General features: G+C 66.4%; 19 protein-coding genes. 12 read left to right on the forward strand and 7 right to left on the reverse strand.

The window, feature by feature from the left end; translation table 11 throughout:
• Positions 1-25: 25 nt before the first annotated feature.
• Positions 26-1,285 carry a branched-chain amino acid ABC transporter substrate-binding protein gene (locus VXM69_RS14005; RefSeq protein WP_124609492.1) on the reverse strand — a complete coding sequence of 420 codons (1,260 nt, stop codon included), beginning with the start codon at positions 1,283-1,285 and terminating at the stop codon, positions 26-28.
• A 168-nt stretch (positions 1,286-1,453) separates the two neighbouring features.
• Here VXM69_RS14005 and VXM69_RS14010 point away from each other — a divergent pair, with 168 nt between their 5' ends.
• From VXM69_RS14010 to VXM69_RS14020, 3 genes are all read left to right on the forward strand, one after another.
• Positions 1,454-1,966, forward strand: a complete 513-nt coding sequence (locus VXM69_RS14010; RefSeq protein WP_034190799.1) for a hypothetical protein — start codon at positions 1,454-1,456, stop codon at positions 1,964-1,966.
• A 383-nt stretch (positions 1,967-2,349) separates the two neighbouring features.
• Complete coding sequence (locus VXM69_RS14015; RefSeq protein ID WP_034190798.1) at positions 2,350-2,991, forward strand: carbonic anhydrase; 642 nt, start codon at positions 2,350-2,352, stop codon at positions 2,989-2,991.
• Positions 2,992-3,030: 39 nt separating this feature from the next.
• Positions 3,031-4,581 (forward strand): SulP family inorganic anion transporter, encoded by a 1,551-nt coding sequence (locus VXM69_RS14020; RefSeq protein ID WP_226227984.1) that lies wholly within the window; start codon positions 3,031-3,033, stop codon positions 4,579-4,581.
• A 72-nt stretch (positions 4,582-4,653) separates the two neighbouring features.
• Here VXM69_RS14020 and VXM69_RS14025 read toward each other — a convergent pair whose 3' ends face one another.
• From VXM69_RS14025 to VXM69_RS14050, 6 genes are all read right to left on the reverse strand, one after another.
• On the reverse strand, positions 4,654-6,198 hold the full coding sequence (locus VXM69_RS14025; RefSeq protein ID WP_034190796.1) for a 2-isopropylmalate synthase: 1,545 nt from the start codon (positions 6,196-6,198) through the stop codon (positions 4,654-4,656).
• 312 nt (positions 6,199-6,510) lie between these two features.
• Positions 6,511-7,383, reverse strand: coding sequence for a CDP-diacylglycerol--serine O-phosphatidyltransferase (pssA, locus tag VXM69_RS14030; RefSeq protein WP_034190795.1), 873 nt, complete (start codon positions 7,381-7,383; stop codon positions 6,511-6,513).
• Positions 7,384-7,398: 15 nt separating this feature from the next.
• Entirely contained in the window at positions 7,399-8,043 is a 645-nt protein-coding gene (locus VXM69_RS14035; RefSeq protein ID WP_367189763.1) for a phosphatidylserine decarboxylase, read from the reverse strand.
• 127 nt (positions 8,044-8,170) lie between these two features.
• On the reverse strand, positions 8,171-9,187 hold the full coding sequence (ilvC, locus tag VXM69_RS14040; protein ID WP_034190794.1) for a ketol-acid reductoisomerase: 1,017 nt from the start codon (positions 9,185-9,187) through the stop codon (positions 8,171-8,173).
• A gap of 104 nt (positions 9,188-9,291) precedes the next feature.
• A complete protein-coding gene (gene ilvN / locus VXM69_RS14045) occupies positions 9,292-9,783 on the reverse strand; it encodes an acetolactate synthase small subunit (RefSeq protein WP_006750445.1) in 492 nt (163 codons plus the stop codon).
• Between the two features lie 111 nt (positions 9,784-9,894).
• Complete coding sequence (locus VXM69_RS14050) at positions 9,895-11,658, reverse strand: acetolactate synthase 3 catalytic subunit (protein WP_034190793.1); 1,764 nt, start codon at positions 11,656-11,658, stop codon at positions 9,895-9,897.
• Between the two features lie 355 nt (positions 11,659-12,013).
• On the opposite strand from VXM69_RS14050, the gene VXM69_RS14055 reads away from it, so the two are divergent.
• The 9 genes from VXM69_RS14055 (at position 12,014) to VXM69_RS14095 (ending at position 18,603) form a co-directional block, all read left to right on the forward strand.
• On the forward strand, positions 12,014-12,577 hold the full coding sequence (locus VXM69_RS14055; protein ID WP_034190792.1) for an RNA polymerase sigma factor: 564 nt from the start codon (positions 12,014-12,016) through the stop codon (positions 12,575-12,577).
• Positions 12,574-12,999, forward strand: a complete 426-nt coding sequence (locus VXM69_RS14060; RefSeq protein WP_059558108.1) for a DUF3619 family protein — start codon at positions 12,574-12,576, stop codon at positions 12,997-12,999. Before VXM69_RS14055 ends, VXM69_RS14060 begins: the two co-directional genes overlap by 4 nt.
• A gap of 26 nt (positions 13,000-13,025) precedes the next feature.
• The gene (locus VXM69_RS14065) at positions 13,026-13,787 is read left to right on the forward strand and encodes a DUF3106 domain-containing protein (protein WP_367189764.1); all 762 of its coding nucleotides are present in this window, start codon (positions 13,026-13,028) and stop codon (positions 13,785-13,787) included.
• A 6-nt stretch (positions 13,788-13,793) separates the two neighbouring features.
• Positions 13,794-14,300 carry an RDD family protein gene (locus VXM69_RS14070; protein ID WP_034190789.1) on the forward strand — a complete coding sequence of 169 codons (507 nt, stop codon included), beginning with the start codon at positions 13,794-13,796 and terminating at the stop codon, positions 14,298-14,300.
• 224 nt (positions 14,301-14,524) lie between these two features.
• On the forward strand, positions 14,525-15,463 hold the full coding sequence (locus tag VXM69_RS14075; protein ID WP_034190788.1) for a UDP-2,3-diacylglucosamine diphosphatase: 939 nt from the start codon (positions 14,525-14,527) through the stop codon (positions 15,461-15,463).
• Positions 15,464-15,492: 29 nt separating this feature from the next.
• The gene (locus VXM69_RS14080; RefSeq protein ID WP_034190787.1) at positions 15,493-16,527 is read left to right on the forward strand and encodes a glycosyltransferase family 1 protein; all 1,035 of its coding nucleotides are present in this window, start codon (positions 15,493-15,495) and stop codon (positions 16,525-16,527) included.
• Complete coding sequence (locus VXM69_RS14085) at positions 16,524-17,060, forward strand: diacylglycerol kinase (RefSeq protein WP_069705560.1); 537 nt, start codon at positions 16,524-16,526, stop codon at positions 17,058-17,060. The genes VXM69_RS14080 and VXM69_RS14085 overlap by 4 nt, the downstream gene beginning before the upstream one ends.
• A gap of 206 nt (positions 17,061-17,266) precedes the next feature.
• Positions 17,267-18,025 (forward strand): TetR/AcrR family transcriptional regulator, encoded by a 759-nt coding sequence (locus VXM69_RS14090; RefSeq protein WP_034190785.1) that lies wholly within the window; start codon positions 17,267-17,269, stop codon positions 18,023-18,025.
• A complete protein-coding gene (locus tag VXM69_RS14095; RefSeq protein ID WP_049031317.1) occupies positions 18,022-18,603 on the forward strand; it encodes a TIGR00730 family Rossman fold protein in 582 nt (193 codons plus the stop codon). The genes VXM69_RS14090 and VXM69_RS14095 overlap by 4 nt, the downstream gene beginning before the upstream one ends.
• The last annotated feature ends 2 nt before the right edge of the window (positions 18,604-18,605 follow it).

An 18,605-nucleotide genomic window follows, 5' to 3' on the forward strand; every position in this document is an offset into this window, starting at 1 on the left:
TCCCCGCCGTTCTTACCGCCTCCTGTCACGGACGCGTCATCGCGCACGCCGACGGCATCTCCGTGCGCTGCGCCGGCACCGCCAGCACCGTCCGGAAGCCATAACCCGACCCCTCGTTGTCGAAGCGCACGCCCGGCGCGCCGGCCTTGTCCATCTCCATCACGTAAAGGGGCTGGATCAGCTGGTGATCCTGCGCGCGCATCCGCGACGCATGGAAACCGTCGTCGAACGACAGGCCCTCGAGCGACCGCGCGACCGCGACGGGGTCGGCCGACCCCGCCCGGTTCATCGCCGCGGCCAGCATCTCGATCATCAGGCTCATGCGCCGCACCGGATAGTCGTCCTGCGCGGCCGGGAAACGGGTCCGGAACGCGCGGTAGAACGCGTCGGATTTCGCGCCGCCCGCATTCGGATGCCAGTCGGCCACGGCCACGACGCGCCCGACGCCGGCATCGCCAAGGGCGGCCGGCGCACCGAGGCTGTTGCCGTAGAACGTGTAGAACTTCGCGTTCAGCCCCTGCTCGCGCGCCGCCTTCACGAGCAGCGTGAGGTCGTTGCCCCAGTTGCCGGTCACGACGGCATCCGCGCCGCTCGCGCGGATTTTCGCGATGTACGGCGAGAAATCCTTGATCCGGCCGATCGGGTGGAATTCGTCGCCGGCGATCGTCACGTCCGGGCGCCGCGCGGCCAGCGCCTGCCGCGCGAGCGTGCTGACGTCGTGACCGAAGCTGTAGTCCTGGTTCAGCAGGTAGACCTTGCGCAGCGCGCGGTCGCGCGCCATCACGTCCGCGAGCGCGGCCATCCGCATCCCCGCGTGCGCGTCGAAGCGGAAATGCCAGAAGCTGCAGCGCGCGCCGGTGAGCGCCGGATCGTCGGCCGAATAGTTCAGGAACAGCATCCGGTTGTCGGGGTCGCGCGCGTTCAGCTTGTCGAGCGCCGCGACCAGCGCGGCCGCGACGGCCGAGCTGTTGCCCTGCGCAACGAAGCCGATATGGCGGTCCGCGGCCGCGCGCAGCTGCACGAGCGCCTCCTCCGGGCTGCCCTTGCTGTCGAGCACGACGAGTTCGAGCGGGTGTGCGCCGTCGCGCAACTTCACGCCGCCCGCCGCGTTGACCTGCTCGACGCCGAAGCGCAGGTTGCGCTCGACCGCCGCGCCCGCGTTCGCGAACGGGCCCGACATCCCTTCGATCAGCGCGATCCGCACCGGCTCGCCGCCGGCGAACGCGGACGCAGCCAGCACCCATCCTGCGCTCAACGCGAGCGCGTACCGCTTCCACCCCTGCATCGGCCACCTGCCCTTCGATTTGCCCGAGAAGCGCGGATCATAGGCCGGCGCGCCCGCCGCCCGCAAGCCTCGCCGCGCCGCCGATCCGCACCGATTTTTTCCGCGCGATGCACCGGCACGCGCCGTCCGTGATACAACGGGGCCTGTTTCCGTGTTCTGGAGGATCCCATGCGCATTCGCATTCCCGCGCGCCTGCCGGTGCTGGTCGCCGGCGCCGCGGCACTGCTGGCCGGTTGCGCGCAACCGTGGCAGCAATACCAGGCCGGCCAGGACGAATCGGCGATCGTCGCGCGCATGGGCCCGCCGCGCGAGATCTACGACCTGCCCGGCGGCGGCAAGCGGCTGATGTGGCCGACCCAGCCGATGGGCGAAATCACGATCGCGGCCGACGTCGACGCGGCCCACAAGATCGTCAACGTGCGCCAGGTGCTGCAGCCGAGCGAGTTCTATCGCGCGGAGATCGGCAAGTGGACGAAGACCGACGTGCTCGTCAATTTCGGACGCCCGGTCGAGACGTCCTACTTCCCGCTGATGAAGCGCGAGGTATGGACGTACCGGTATCTCGAGGACAACGTCTGGTACATGATGTACAGCTTCTATTTCGATCCGCAGGGCATCCTGCGCATCACGCAGAAAACACCGGACCCGATGCACGATCCCGATCGTCGCAACCTGTTCTGACCGATTACGCATTTACGCGCAATTTTCACCATGGCCATTCACGAATTATTGCGTGAATGGCCATTTCGTTTTTTCCGATCCGCTATTTAATTCACGGAATATGACGGAAAACTTTTCCGGTCGATGACATCCCGATGACAATCCGCTGAACGCCCCGTCATGCGGTCGTCTGCGCGGATACTGTCATTCCCGGTGCCTGTCGTGCGTCGGGTTGGTGCAAGCAATGCACTGCGCCAAATCAATTTGAAACAATTTGTTTCAATGCCCCCGGAATGCTAGGGCATACCCCTAATATCAGTCGAAATCCAACCTTTCAATTTAGAAAGAATGGGGTTGCGTCATTTCGATCGATATTGATTTGCCTTTATTACAAAGGAGTCCTCATGAATCGCCCCAAGAGCATGCTGGTTGCCAACATTGCCTGGGCCCGCGAGACGCGTGAACACACGCCCGGTTTCTTCGACGCGCTCGCGCGCGGCCAGAACCCGCGCGTGCTGTGGATCGGCTGCGCCGACAGCCGCGTGCCGGCCGAAACCATCACGCACTGCGCGCCCGGCGAACTGTTCGTCCATCGCAACATCGCGAACCTGTTCCACCCCGACGACGACAACTCCGCCAGCGTGCTCGAGTACGCGGTGCGGGTGCTGAAGGTCGACCACGTGATCGTGTGCGGGCACTACGGCTGCGGCGGCGTGCGCGCATCGCTGCTGCCGCCGCCGGCCGACCTGCCGCACGTCGCGCGCCGCATCGCGCCGCTCTGCGCGCTCGCGCGGCGCCATCGCGACACGCTCGACGGCCTCGACGACACGGCCGCCGCCGACCGCCTCGCCGAACTGAACGTCCTCGAACAGGTGCGGCTGCTGCGCGCATCGCCGATCGTGCGCGGCCGCGAACGGCCGCCGCTCGTGCATGGCTGGATCTTCTCGCTCGCCGACGGTCGCCTGCTGGAGCTCGATTCCGGCTACGCGGCCCCGCCCGTCGACGTCGAACCCGCGCTGGCCACGACCGCCGCCGCGCTCGGCTGATTCATCCCCCGCCCCAACGCCCACGAAAACGCCCCAACCATGAAACTGAACGAGCGCCTCTCCACCCTGCCGCGCGACATCGTCGCCGGCATCGTCGTTTTCCTCGTCGCGCTGCCGCTCTGTCTCGGCATCGCCAACGCCTCCGGCGTCGAGCCGTTCGCCGGGCTCGTGTCCGGCATCGTCGGCGGCATCGTCGTCGCGCTGCTGAGCGGCTCGTCGCTGTCCGTCAGCGGGCCGGCCGCCGGCCTCGTCGTGATCGTCGTCGAAGGGATCGCGCAACTCGGCAGCTTCTCCGCGTTCCTGCTCGCGGTGCTGCTGTCCGGCGTGCTGCAGTTCGGGTTCGGCATGCTGCGCGCCGGCCGTTTCGCCGCCTACGTGCCGTCGCCCGTCATCAAGGGCATGCTCGCCGCAATCGGCCTGCTGCTGATCGTGAAGCAGATGCCGTTCGCGTTCGGCATCGGCGGCTCGGCCGCGCAATCGTTTGCGAATTGGCCGAGCCTGCCGGTCGCCTGGGCCGCCACGGCCATCGCGCTCGCATCGCTCGCGCTGCTGATCGCCTGGGACACGCCCGCGCTGCGCCGCTTCGCGCTGGTGCGCGCGGTGCCCGCGCCGCTCGCGGTCGTCGTGCTCGGGATCGGCGCGACGCTCGTGCTGGGCTTCGTCGCGCCGGCCGTTGCGCCGGGCGCGGCCCATCGCGTGACGCTGCCCGAGCTCGGATCGTTCGCGGCGTTCGCGGCCTCGCTCAAGCACGCGGAGCTCGGCCCGAACTTCGCGCAGCTCGTCAATCCGGACGTGTGGCGCGTCGCGATCACGCTCGCGGTCGTCGCGAGCCTCGAGACGCTGCTGAGCCTCGAAGCGGTCGAGCAGATCGACCCGAAGCGCCGGCCGACCCAGCCCGATCGCGAGCTGAAGGCGCAGGGCGTCGGCAATCTCGTCGCGGGCGCGGTCGGCGGACTGCCGATCACGTCGGTGATCGTGCGCAGCTCGGTGAACGTCAACGCGGGCGCGCAAAGCCGGATGTCGGCCATCGTCCACGGGATGCTGCTGCTCGCGAGCGTGTTCGCGCTCACCGGCCTCATCAACCTGATCCCGCTCGCGAGCCTGGCCGCGATCCTGATCCATACGGGCTTCAAGCTCGCGAAGCCGGCGCTGTTCCGTTCGGTGATGAAGCAAGGGCCGGCCGCCTTCGTGCCGTTCGCGGCGACGATCGTCGGCGTGCTCGCGGTCGACCTGCTGTTCGGCATCGCGCTCGGCCTCGCGTGCAGCGTGCTGGCCGTCGCGGTCGCGAACCTGAAGAGCCCCGTCACGCTCGCGCAGCACGACGACCACTTCCTGCTGTCGTTCCGCAAGGACGTGTCGTTCCTCGGCAAGGTGCAGGTCAAGCACCACCTGCGGCACATTCCGGATCGCGCGGCCGTGATCATCGACGCGACGCGCGCCGACTACATCGATCACGACGTGCTCGAACTGCTCGACGCGTTCGTCGCCGACGCGCCGCGGCGCGGGATCGCGGTCGAGTTCCGCCGGCGCAGCCCGGTGCAGCGCCCCGCCGCGCGCCGCTGGCTGTTCCGCGCCCCCGCGGCCGAATGAGCGGCCGATGAAAAAACGCCCCGGCGGCACACGGCCGCGCGGGGCGTTTCGGTGGTGCGCTGCGCGCGGCGCTTACGCGCGCTGCGGGTTGAGCTTGTCGTCCTTCGAGTGCAGCTTGTTCAGCGCGGAAATGTACGCCTTCGCCGATGCGGCGACGATGTCCGGATCGGTGCCGACGCCGTTGACGATCCGCCCGCTCTTCGACAGCCGGACGGTCACTTCGCCCTGCGCCTGCGTGCCGGTCGTGATCGCGTTCACCGAGTACAGCAGCAGCTCGGAACCGCTGCCGACTTCACCCTCGATCGCATTGAACGTTGCGTCGACCGGGCCGTTGCCGCGTGCCTCGCCCGTCACTTCCCGGCCTTCGACCGCGAACACGACCTTCGCCTGCGGCTGCTCGCCGGTTTCCGAGCGCTGCGCCAGCGACACGAACTTGTAGTGCTCCTGCTCGTGCGCGAGTGCCGACTCCTCGGAGACGATCGCGATGATGTCCTCGTCGAAGATCTCGGCCTTGCGGTCGGCCAGGTCCTTGAAGCGCATGAATGCGGCATTCAGTTCGGCCTCGCTGTCGAGCGACACGCCGAGCTCCTGCAGGCGCTGCTTGAACGCGTTACGGCCCGACAGCTTGCCGAGCACGATCTTGTTCGCGGTCCAGCCCACGTCTTCCGCGCGCATGATCTCGTAGGTGTCGCGCGCCTTCAGCACGCCATCCTGGTGAATGCCCGACGCGTGCGCGAACGCGTTCGCGCCGACCACCGCCTTGTTCGGCTGCACGACGAAGCCGGTGATCTGCGACACGAGCTTCGACGTCGGCACGATCTGCGACGTGTCGATGCCGACGTCGAGACCGAAGTAGTCCTTGCGCGTCTTCACGGCCATCACGATTTCTTCGAGCGACGTGTTGCCCGCGCGCTCGCCGAGACCGTTGATCGTGCACTCGACCTGACGCGCGCCGCCGATCTTCACGCCGGCGAGCGAGTTCGCGACGGCCATGCCGAGGTCGTTGTGGCAGTGCACGGAGAAGATCGCCTTGTCCGAGTTCGGAATGCGCTCGCGCAGCGTCTTCACAAGGTTGCCGTAGAGCTCGGGCACGCCGTAGCCGACCGTGTCGGCGATGTTGATCGTCGTCGCGCCTTCGGCGATCACGGCTTCCAGCACGCGGCACAGGAAATCCATGTCGGAGCGGCTGCCGTCTTCCGGCGAGAACTCGACGTTGTCGGTGAACTTGCGCGCGAAACGCACCGCGAGGCGCGCCTGCTCGAACACCTGGTCGGGCGTCATCCGCAGCTTCTTCTCCATGTGCAGCGGCGACGTCGCGATGAACGTGTGGATCCGGAAGCTGTTGGCCGGCTTCAGCGCGTCGGCCGCGCGCTGGATGTCCTTGTCGTTGGCCCGCGCCAGCGAGCAGATCGTGCTGTCCTTCACCAGACCGGCGATCGTGTGGATCGCGTCGAAGTCGCCGTTCGAGCTGGCCGCGAAGCCGGCCTCGATCACGTCGACCTTCATCCGCTCGAGATTCTTCGCGATGCGGATTTTCTCTTCCTTCGTCATCGACGCGCCGGGCGATTGTTCGCCGTCACGCAACGTCGTATCGAAAATGATCAGCTTGTCTGTCATGGGGGGCTCCAGGGCTCTTTATACGGAAGTCAAACGTAATGAGATCGCGCCACCGCTGGCGACGCTCAACAACAGACGAGGCTTGACGGAGGGCGAGAACGGTCAGCGCGGCAGGCGCGCCAAAGCTAGCGCGCGTAGCGGCGCACCGGCTAGAAGGAGGGAGAGGCGGGAAAATGCAGTCATGCCAAAGACTATAGCGGCATTCCGCTGGCCGCGCAATCGGACGCCGCCCGGGGATTCCGGCCGCCCGGCGCGGAAAAGGGGCAAATGAAAACGGCGGCCGTGAGGCCGCCGTTTCCGGTCGATCGCACGTCAGTGATCGCGCTGAGACGAGCGCGCCGGATTCGCGCGCCCGCGGACGGCCATGTAGGCCCAGAACACGTAGCCGGACAGCCCGTACAGCACGAACAGGCAGAACAGCATCAGCGGCGGATCGGACGACACGAGCACGAACGCGACGACGACCAGCAGGATCGCCGCGAACGGCACGCGGTGCCGCACGTCGAGCGCCTTGCCGCTGTAGAACGGCGCGTTCGACACCATCGTCACGCCGGCGTAGATCGTCAGCACGAACGCGACCCACGGCAGCCAGCCGAGCTTCATCGGCACGCGGTTGTCGGTCGCGAGCCACACGAAGCCCGCGATCAGCGCGGCGGCGGCCGGGCTCGGCAGCCCCTGGAAGAAGCGCTTGTCGACCACGCCGATGTTCGTGTTGAAGCGCGCGAGGCGCAGCGCGGCACCCGAGCAGTAGACGAACGCGGCAAGCCAGCCCCAGCGGCCGAGATCCTTCAGCACCCACTCGTACATCACGAGCGCGGGCGCGACGCCGAACGACACCATGTCCGACAGGCTGTCGAACTGCTCGCCGAACGCGCTCTGCGTGTGCGTCATGCGCGCGACGCGCCCGTCCATCCCGTCGAGCACCATCGCGACGAAAATCGCGATCGCGGCGATCTCGAAGCGCACGTTCATCGCCTGCACGACCGCGAAAAAGCCGCAGAACAGCGCGGCGGTCGTGAATGCGTTCGGCAGCAGGTAGATGCCGCGCGTCTTCAGGAACCGCTGGCGCGCGGCGCGACGGCTCTCGAGCGGCGCCGGATCGGGCGCCATCCCCTTGTTGCGGCGGAACGGTCGTGGCGTCTGGCCGGAGCCGTTACGCGGCCGACGCGGTTTGAATGCGGCCATCGTGCGCCCCGCCGCTTACTGCTCGAGCTCGGCGAGGATCGTCGACGACGCGTAGACCTTCTCGCCGATCGACACCTTCGCGCGGCTGCCGAGCGGCAGGTACACGTCGACGCGCGAGCCGAAGCGGATGAAACCGTAGCGCTGCCCGCGCGACAGCGGCTCGCCGGCACGCACGTAACAGAGAATCCGGCGGGCGACGAGGCCCGCGATCTGCACGGCGGTGACGGTCTTGCCGCCCGCCGTCTGGATCACGACCGCATTGCGCTCGTTCTCGGTCGAGGCCTTGTCGATCGCCGCGTTCAGGAACGCGCCCGGGAAGTACTCGACCTTGGTGATCGCGCCGTCGACCGGCGAACGCTGCGAATGGACATTGAATACGTTCATGAACACGCTGATCTTCAGCGCTTCACGGTTCGCGTACGGGTCTTGTGCGGTCTCGACCGCGACGATGCGGCCGTCTGCCGGGCACAGCACCGCATTCGGCTGCGCGGGGATCGGGCGCTGCGGATCGCGGAAGAACTGGACGACGAAGACGAGCAGCAGCCAGAACGGCCACGCGAAGCCGAAGCCCCCGACGGCGTGGATCAACAGCGCGATGACGGCAGCAATCGCGATGAACGGCCAGCCTTCGCGCGCGATGATCGGATGAGGATAGTTCATGGATTCGTTCTGTGTTCGGTGAATTGCAAAGCCCGTAGGATAGCAAAAGCCGCCCGGGGCACTGCTGCCTTCGGACGGCTTTTTGAAACCGACCCTCCACTCGAAGGGCCGGAACAGCTCGCGGAGCTTAGTTCTTCGTCTGGTCGACGAGCTTGTTCTTCGCGATCCACGGCATCATCGCACGCAGCTTCGCACCGACCTGTTCGATCTGGTGCTCGGCCGTCAGGCGACGGCGCGACTGCAGCGTCGGGGCGCCTGCCTTGTTCTCGAGAATGAAGCTCTTCGCGTACTCGCCGGTCTGGATGTCGGTCAGGCACTGCTTCATCGCCTTCTTCGTCTCTTCCGTGACGACGCGCGGGCCCGTCACGTACTCGCCGTACTCGGCGTTGTTCGAGATCGAGTAGTTCATGTTCGCGATGCCGCCTTCGTAGATCAGGTCGACGATCAGCTTCAGTTCGTGCAGGCACTCGAAGTACGCCATTTCCGGCGCGTAGCCTGCTTCGACCAGCGTCTCGAAGCCCGCCTTGATCAGCTCGACGGTACCGCCGCACAGCACGGCCTGCTCGCCGAACAGGTCGGTTTCGGTCTCTTCACGGAAGTTCGTCTCGATGATGCCGGCACGGCCGCCGCCGTTCGCCGCCGCGTACGACAGCGCGATGTCGCGTGCCGCGCCCGACTTGTTCTGCGCAACCGCGATCAGGTGCGGCACGCCGCCGCCTTGCGAGTACGTGCCGCGCACGGTGTGGCCCGGTGCCTTCGGCGCGATCATGATCACGTCGAGATCGGCGCGCGGGATCACCTGGCCGTAGTGGACGTTGAAGCCGTGCGCGAATGCCAGCGCCGCGCCTTGCTTGATGTTCGCGTGCACTTCCTTCGCGTACACGTCGGCGATCTGCTCGTCCGGCAGCAGCATCATGACGACGTCCGCGCCCTTCACCGCTTCCGCGACTTCCTTGACCGACAGGCCGGCGTTTTCGGCCTTGCTCCACGACGCGCCGTCCTTGCGCAGGCCGACCGTCACGTTCACGCCGCTTTCCTTCAGGTTCAGCGCGTGCGCATGGCCTTGCGAGCCGTAGCCGATGATCGTGACTTGCTTGCCCTTGATGAGGGAGAGGTCGGCGTCTTTGTCGTAGAAAACGTTCATGATGGTTCCTTCGCTAATTCAAAAATTCAACAATTCGTTCGGATGGAGTACTGCGGGCCGGGACATGACGGCGCACCCGGCGTGCCTGTCTGGCAAATTCGGCATCACACCTTCAGGATGCGCTCGCCGCGTCCGATGCCGGAGCTGCCGGTGCGCACGGTCTCTAGGATCGCGCTCGCGTCCAGCCCCTGGATGAATGCGTCGAGCTTGTCGCTCGCGCCCGTCAATTCGATCGTGTAGGTCTTCTCGGTCACGTCGATGATGCGGCCGCGGAAAATATCCGACATCCGCTTCATTTCTTCGCGCTCCTTGCCCACTGCACGTACCTTGATCAGCATCAGCTCGCGTTCGATGTGTGCACCGTCGGTCAGGTCCACCACTTTCACCACCTCGATCAGGCGGTTCAGATGCTTCGTGATCTGTTCGATCACGTCGTCGGAGCCAATGGAAACGATGGTGAGCCGCGACAGCGATTGGTCTTCGGTCGGCGCCACCGTCAAGGTTTCGATGTTGTAGCCGCGTGCGGAAAACAGACCGACCACGCGCGACAGCGCGCCCGGTTCGTTCTCCAGCAGGACGGAAATGATGTGTCTCATGTTCGCTTCTTCCAGAATGTGTCCGTGTCGATTCACTCGCGCCGCGCGCCGCCGCGTGCCGCACCGCCCTTCGTGAAGGCGGCCGCCCCGGGCCAGGCGCGCGTCGCGCCGTTACAGATCTTCCGATCCGAGCAGCATCTCGGTGATGCCCTTGCCGGCCTGTACCATCGGCCAGACGTTTTCGGTCGGATCGGTCTGGAAGTCGAGAAACACGGTGCGGTCCTTCAGGCGCAGCGCTTCCTTCAGCGCCGGCTCCACATCCGAGGTCTTTTCGATCCGCAAGCCGACATGGCCGTACGCTTCGGCGAGCTTCACGAAATCGGGCAGCGCATCCATGTACGAATGCGAATAGCGCTTGCTGTATTCGATCTGCTGCCACTGGCGGACCATGCCGAGGTAGCGGTTGTTCAGCGAAATGATCTTCACGGGCGTGTCGTACTGCAGGCAGGTCGACAGCTCCTGGATGCACATCTGGATCGAGCCTTCGCCCGTGATGCACAGCACGTCGTCGTCCGGGTGCGCCATCTTGACGCCCATCGCCGCCGGCAGGCCGAAGCCCATCGTGCCGAGGCCGCCGGAGTTGATCCAGCGACGCGGCTTGTTGAAACGGTAGAACTGCGCGGCCCACATCTGGTGCTGGCCGACGTCCGAGCACACGAACGCATTGCCGTCCGTCAGCTCCCACGCCTTCTCCACCACGTACTGCGGCTTGATGATCTCGCTTTCGCGGTCGTACTTCAGGCAGTCCTTCGCGCGCCAGCCCTCGATGTCCTTCCACCATTGCGCGAGCGCCTCGGTGTCGGGGCCGTGCTCGGCCGTCTGCAGCTGCTCGATCAGCTCCTTGAGCACTTCCTTCACGTCGCCGACGATCGGGATGTCGACCTTCACGCGCTTCGAGATCGACGACGGGTCGATGTCGATGTGGATGATCTTGCGCGGACGCGACGCGAAGTGCGCCGGGTCGCCGATCACGCGGTCGTCGAAGCGGGCACCGATCGCGATCAGCACGTCGCAGTGCTGCATCGCCATGTTCGCTTCGTAGGTGCCGTGCATGCCGAGCATGCCGAGGAATTTCTTGTCCGACGCGCGATAGCCGCCGAGGCCCATCAGCGTGTTCGTGACCGGGTAGCCGAGCAGGTCCGCGAACTGGTTCAGTTCACGCGACGCGTCGGCGAGGATGATGCCGCCACCCGTGTAGATATAAGGACGCTTCGCCGTCAGCAGCAGCGACACGGCCTTGCGGATCTGGCCCGAATGGCCCTTCGTGACGGGGTTGTACGAACGCAGCGACACGCTCTTGACGGGCTCGTACTGGCACGGCGTCTTCGAGATGTCCTTCGGGATGTCGATCAGCACCGGGCCCGGACGGCCGGTGCGGGCGATGTAGAACGCCTTCTTGACGGTTTCCGCGAGGTCGCGCACGTCCTTCACGAGGAAGTTGTGCTTCACGCACGGACGCGTGATGCCGACGGTGTCGCACTCCTGGAAAGCGTCCTGGCCGATCGCGGCAGTCGGCACCTGGCCGCTGATCACGACCATCGGGATCGAATCCATGTAGGCCGTTGCGATGCCGGTCACCGCGTTGGTGACACCGGGGCCCGACGTCACGAGGCAGACGCCGACATTGCCGGTGGAACGCGCATACGCATCGGCTGCGTGCACGGCCGCCTGTTCGTGGCGCACCAGCACGTGCTGAATCTTGTCCTGCTTGTACAGCTCGTCGTAAATATAGAGAACCGAGCCGCCGGGATAGCCCCAGATGAATTCGACGTTTTCGTCGGCGAGTGCCTTCATCAGCACGGTGCCGCCGATGGAGTCGCTATCGGGAGGGGAAAGGGGTTCCGACGTGGAGAATTCCGCGCTGGGCATGTTCATTTTGACCTTTCGAATTTTCGGCAAAAAATTGATCGGGTGCTCTCTGCCGGGCTTGTGGCTCGGGTTCAAGCGGCGCGTCCAGTTTGAAGGGCGGGCTTCTTGGGCCAGCCTCAAATGAGACCATCACTTCATGTTGCGAATCGTTGACGATAGCGGGTCGTGGTTGGGTCGTCAAGCAAAATATCCCGCACCGCATCATGCGCGCCGCCCGGCGCCCCGCCGCCGCGGCTCGCGCGCAACGTGCGGCGCCCGACCCGGTGCCAAGCGGCACGAAAATTTGATAGCATCCGCGGGTTTTACGAAATTTTTCGACCTTTTACACCACGCAGCGGCCCGCAGCGCATACCTTCACGGAATGGCATCAGACAAGGAACTCGCCGACTTTCTGGCGGGCGTCGAAAGGCGCGCGTTCAAGCAGGCTGCGTACGCCGTGCGTGACGACGATGCGTCGCTCGACATCGTGCAGGACGCGATGATCAAGCTTGCGGAAAAGTACGGCGACCGGCCGGCGGCCGAATTGCCGCTGCTTTTTCAGCGAATCCTGCAGAATACGGTCCACGACTGGTTTCGCCGGCAGAAGGTCCGCAACACGTGGGTCACGCTCTTCTCGTCGCTGAACAATACCGACGACGAAGACTTCGACCCGCTCGAAACACTCGAATCCGCGGACGACAACGCGGGCGTCGAGAGCAGCGAGCACCGCCTCGAAAGAGAGCAGGTTCTGGCCCTGATCGACGAAGAAATCCAGAAGCTTCCGGCGCGTCAACGGGAAGCGTTCCTGATGCGTTATTGGGAAGATATGGATGTCGCCGAGACTGCCGCCGCAATGGGGTGCTCCGAGGGCAGCGTGAAGACGCACTGCTCGCGGGCCACCCATACCCTGGCGCAAGCGCTCAAGGCCAAAGGAATCACGCTATGAGCTCCGCTCCCGCAAACCGAGAACACGAATTCGCGCTGAAGGTGCGCCGCGCGCTTGACGAGCGTGCGGCCGCGCTGCCTGCCGCGACCACCGATCGTCTGGCCGTCGCCCGCCGGGCCGCGCTCGCGCGCAAGAAGCCCGAAGCCGCGACCGCGCCGGTGTTCGTGCCGGCCTTCGCCGGCGCGGCCGGCGCCTACGGACCGGCGCCCGTGAACCGCCCGAAAGCGTCGTTCGCGCGCCGCCTGCTGCGCGCGTGGCCGCTTGCGCTGCTGCTCGCGGGGCTCGTCGGCATCGCTTACTGGGAAGACATGCAGCGCACCGCCGAACTCGCCGACATCGACGCGGCGATGCTCAGCGACGACCTGCCGCTCAACGCGTATCTCGATCACGGGTTCAACGCGTATCTTTCGCGCGCTCACTAACAGACAATAACGAGGGGATCGCACGGGTGAGTCAGAAGCGCGGCCTGGCCGTATTTTTCGGATGCGTGATCGCGATCGCCGTTTCCTACGTCGCCACCTATTCCCGATTTCACCCGCCCCCCGCGACGACCACCGTCGCGGCCGTCAGCCCCGCCGCGCCTGCCTCGGCCGCGACCGGGCTGGCCACCGAACTCCCGCCGCTGCCCCTGCCGCTGCCGGCCGCCACCGGCCCGCTGTCGTGGGCACGCCTCACGCCGGCGCAGCACGCGGCACTCGCGCCGTTCGCCGATCAGTGGGATGGCTTCAGCGACGCCCGCAAGCGAAAATGGCTGAAGATCGCGTCGCGTTTCGCGAAGTTGTCGCCCGATGACCAGAAGCGCCTGCAGGACCGGATGGCCGAATGGGCCAAGATGACGCCCGAGCAGCGCCGCGTCGCGCGCGAAAACTACCAGAGCGCGAAAGAGCTGTCCGCGCAGGCGCGCGAGCGCGCGTGGAAGGCCTACCAGCAACTCCCCGAGGAGCAGAAGGAACGTCTCGCGGCCGCCGAGCGCCGCCGCAGGCCGAGCGTCGTCAGCGCACCGCCGACCGTCGCCGACCGTGACGTCCGCCGCCTCGTCAATTCGCACGAACATCCGGCAAGCGGCGCCGCAGCCGCACCGGCGCCTGCCTCGGGCGGCGCCGCCGCGCAGCCGGTGCCCGCGTCGTCGACGGCCGGCACCGCGTCCGCGCCGGCCGCCGTGGCGCCGGTGTCGCCCGCCGACGCACCGTCGCTGTTCAAGGGCTCCTGAGCGGCCGTGGCAGACGCCCGCGCCCCCGAGATCCCGGCCGCCGCGCCCTCCGTGCGGCGGCGCCTCGCCGCGCTGCTCTACGAAGGCGTGCTGCTGTTCGGTGTCGTGTTCTTCGCCGGGCTCGCATTCGGCCTCGCGACGCAGCAACGCAACGGCCTCGTCCATCACAACCTCCTCGCCGCGTGGATCGCGCTCGTCGTCGGCGCGTACTTCGTCTGGTTCTGGACCCACGGCGGCCAGACGCTGCCGATGAAGACCTGGCGGCTGCGCCTCGAATCGTCGAACGGCCGGCCGCTGAGCGCCGGCCACGCGCTCGTCCGCTATGCGCTCGGCTGGCTGTGGTTCCTGCCTCCGCTCGCGCTGCATCCGCTCCTCGGCCTGTCGGTGCCCGTCACGCTCGCGCTCACGGCCGCGTGGATCGTCATCTGGGCCGGCGCGGCCCGGCTGCATGCCGGCCGCCAATTTCCGCACGACCGGATCGCGCGCACCCGCGTCGTCGCGATACCGCGCTGACGCGCCGCACTCCTCAGACGAAAACCGCTCGTCCCGCCTTCCCTCATCCGGCCAGACGGCGCTGCCGGACAACCGCCGGCCGTTCCGTGCGGCAGGTCACGCAAGGGCCGTGATTCACTGCTAAACACCCGACAGCGGTCGTAATAAGAACGTCTCGTGACTGTCACGGCACAGTCATGCCCGCATGGCGGAATGCCGGTAATGTCAACCGGCGCGAGTCATGCATGGGCCAGAAAACGTCCGCGACCTCCCTGTTCCGTCACCCTATCGGCGCCCGCGCCGCCACCGCCTTCCTGTCCGGCTCGGCTGCAACCGATGACCTGGCGTCGCAAGAACCGCCTGCCACGCATCCCGCGCGGCACGACGATCCCGACCCGTCCGCCCATCGCTACCGCACCATCTGGCTGTCCGACATCCACCTCGGCTCGAGCGGCTGCCAGGCGCCGTACCTGCTCGACTTCCTGCGCCACAACGATTCGGAATACCTGTATCTCGTCGGCGACATCATCGACGGCTGGCAGTTGAAGAAAGGCTGGTACTGGCCGCAGGCGCACAACGACGTCGTGCAGAAGATCCTGCGCAAGGCGCGCAAGGGCACGCAGGTCGTCTACATCCCCGGCAATCACGACGAGGGCGCGCGGCAGTTCTGCGATCTCGCGTTCGGCGACATCCAGGTGCGCGGCGAGGCCTTCCACACGACGATTGCGGGCAAACGTTTGTGGATCGTGCACGGCGACCTGTTCGACGGCGTGATCCAGCACGCGAAATGGCTCGCGTATCTCGGCGACACGCTGTACACGCTGATCCTCGTGCTGAACCGCTGGTTCAACCGGATCCGCAGCCGGCTCGGCTTCCAGTACTGGTCGCTGTCGCAGTACCTGAAGCACCAGGTCAAGAACGCGGTCAACTTCATTTCGCAGTTCGAGACCGTGATGACCGACGAGGCGCGCCGCCGCGGCTGCGACGGCGTGGTATGCGGCCACATCCACAAGGCGGAGATCCGCGACATCGACGGCGTGCTGTACTGCAACGACGGCGACTGGGTCGAAAGCCTGTCCGCGCTCGTCGAAACGATGGAAGGCGAACTGAAGATCGTCTACTGGACGGTGATGCGCTCCGCACCGTCGGAGATCACGTCGCGCAAGGCCAAGGCCACTGCCTGACACAACCCTACTTACAGGACAAAGCCGCGATGAAGATCATGATCGTCACCGACGCGTGGGAACCGCAGGTCAACGGTGTCGTGCGCACGCTGAAGAGCACGTCGCGCGAGCTCACCGCGCTCGGCCACCGCGTCGAACTGCTGACGCCGCTGGAATTCCGCACGGTGCCCTGCCCGACCTACCCCGAGATCCGCCTGTCGATCCTGCCGTACCGCAAGCTGCGCGCGCGGATCGATGCGTTCGCGCCCGACGCGCTGCACATCGCGACCGAAGGCCCGCTCGGCCTCGCCGCACGGCGTTATGCGCGCGCGCGCAAGCTGCCGTACACGACCGCGTACCACACGCGCTTTCCGGAATACGTGCAGGCGCGTTTCGGCATCCCGCTGGCCGCGACCTACCGCTTCCTGCACTGGTTCCACGGCCCGTCGCTCGCGGTGATGGCGCCGACGCCGGTCGTCAAGCAGGACCTCGAGAAATTCGGCTTCACGAACGTCGTGCTGTGGACCCGCGGCGTCGACCTCGAGATCTTCCGCCCGATGGAGTCGAAGGTGCTCAACACCGCGCGGCCGATCTTCCTGTACGTCGGCCGCGTCGCGATCGAAAAGAACGTCGAGGCGTTCCTGCGCCTCGACCTGCCCGGCTCGAAGTGGGTCGCGGGCGAAGGCCCCGCGCTCGCGGAACTGAAGTCGCGCTATCCGGAGGCGAACTATCTCGGCGTGCTGTCACAGGCCGAGCTTGCAAAGGTGTATGCTGCGGCCGACGTGTTCGTGTTCCCGAGTCGCACCGACACGTTCGGCCTCGTGCTCCTCGAGGCGCTCGCCTGCGGCACGCCGGTGGCCGCGTATCCCGTCACGGGCCCGATCGACGTGCTCGGCGAAGGCGACGCGGGCGCGATGCACGAGGACCTGCAGGAAGCCTGCCTCGAAGCGCTGAAGATCGAACGCACGACCGCGCGCGCGTGGGCCGAACGCTTCTCGTGGCGCGCGGCATCCGAGCAGTTCGCGTCGCATCTGAAGCCGCTGCCGAAGACCGCGTACTCGCCAGCCGAAGGTGCCGCCGTTTGAAACGAGACCTGAACGACAAGATCCCGCCTCCCGCCTCCACGCCGCAACGGCACCGTCCGTTCGACGAGGACGAGCCGCATGCCGAAGCGGACGTGCACGCGCACGAGCCGCTCGGCCCCGACGACCCATTGTCGCCGCTGCCGCCGAACCCGTACAAGCGCCACCGCGGCATCACGCGCGCGTGGTATGCCCTCAAGCATTCGCTGAACGGCTTTCGCGTCGCGATCCGCGAGGAGAGCGCGTTTCGCCAGGAACTCACGCTCGCCGCGCTGATGCTCCCGATCGGCGCATTCGCGCCGGTGCCGGCCGCGTCGCGCGCGCTGCTGATCGGCTCGGTGCTGCTCGTGCTGATCGTCGAGCTGCTGAACTCGAGCGTCGAGGCCGCGATCGACCGCATCTCGCTCGAGCGTCACGAACTCTCCAAGCGTGCGAAGGATCTCGGCAGCGCGGCCGTGACGGTCGCGCTGTTCGCGTGCGTGACGACGTGGGGCTTCGTACTCGGCCCCGTCGTCGCACGCTGGCTCGGCTTCTAGACGGGGACCGGGCGCGCGCGCCGCGGGCCGCCCGCGTGCGGCGCTGCACCATGCGCCGCGCGGGGGCGCGATCACGAAATGCCCCCGATGTGGCGAAACCCCGGTTTATAATCGTCCGCTAGACATAGAACAGCAACCCGCGCCGGACGAATCACGCAGCATCGATTGCAGCGCCCGCCAGTCCGGCACACACAGGGCCGGACGACATGGAAGCGAAACCTCCCCGCCGCACCCGCGAACGGATTCTCGAGTTGTCGTTGAAACTCTTCAACGAGATCGGCGAGCCGAACGTCACGACCACGACGATCGCCGAGGAAATGGAAATCAGTCCAGGCAACCTGTACTACCATTTCCGCAACAAGGACGACATCATCAACAGCATCTTCGCGCAGTTCGAGCAGCAGATCGAACGGCGGCTGCGCTTCCCCGAAGATCATCGTCCGACGATCGACGAAACCTGGTCGTACCTGCAGTACATGGCCGATTTCATGTGGACCTACCGGTTCCTGTACCGCGACCTCAACGACCTGCTCGCCCGCAACCGCACGCTCGAGACGCACTTCAAGCAGATCATCAGCCACAAGGTGCGCTTCGCGCGCGAGATGTGCGAGCTGCTCGTGTCCGACGCCGAAATGGTCGCGACGCCCGCCGAGATCGAAGTCATCGCGACCAACATGGCCGTGATCTCGACCTACTGGCTGTCGTATCAGTACGTGATGCATCCGCGCAAATACAACGATCAGGACGCGATTCGCGAAGAACTGCACCAGGTCAGCATGCACGTGATCTCCGTGATGGCGCCGTACCTGCGCGGCCGTTCGCGCCAGTTGTTCGACGATCTGGTCTCGGGCAAGCTGCCCAAGCGCCAGTTCACCGACTACCTGCCGCCGCGCGACGGCTCGCCGCGCCCGGCCGACAGCCCCGTCACCCTCGGGCAGGCCTCCGCCAAGGATTCCAAGCAATGAAGGCAGTCTGCGTTTATTGCGGCTCGTCGCCCGGCGTGCGGCCCGTCTATGCCGACGCCGCGCGCGCGTTCGGCCGCGCGCTCGTCGAGGCGGGCCTCACGCTCGTCTACGGCGGCGGCCGCGTCGGCCTGATGGGCGTGATCGCCGACGAGGTGATGGCAGCCGGCGGCCACGCGGTCGGCGTGATCCCCGAGCTGCTCGTCGACAAGGAAGTCGGTCACACGGGGCTGTCGGAACTGCACGTCGTGCCCGACATGCATCACCGCAAGAAAATGATGGCCGACCTCTCCGACGCGTTCGTCGCGATGCCCGGCGGCGCCGGGACGCTCGAAGAGCTCTTCGAGGTCTACACGTGGGCGCAGCTCGGTTATCACCGCAAGCCCGTCGCGGTCTACAACATCGATTCGTTCTACGATCCGTTGATCGCGCTGCTGCGCCATACGGTCGACGAAGGCTTCATGCGTCCGGCCTATTTCGACGCGCTGTGCGTCGAATCCGAACCCGTCGAACTGATCGAGCGGCTGCGCCGCTATCAGCCGCCCGCCCGCGACAAGTGGGCGCCCGACGCAGCGAAGTAACC

The sequence above is a fragment of the Burkholderia sp. Ed8 genome, assembly GCF_040761425.1.
GTDB classification, from domain to species: domain Bacteria; phylum Pseudomonadota; class Gammaproteobacteria; order Burkholderiales; family Burkholderiaceae; genus Burkholderia; species Burkholderia seminalis.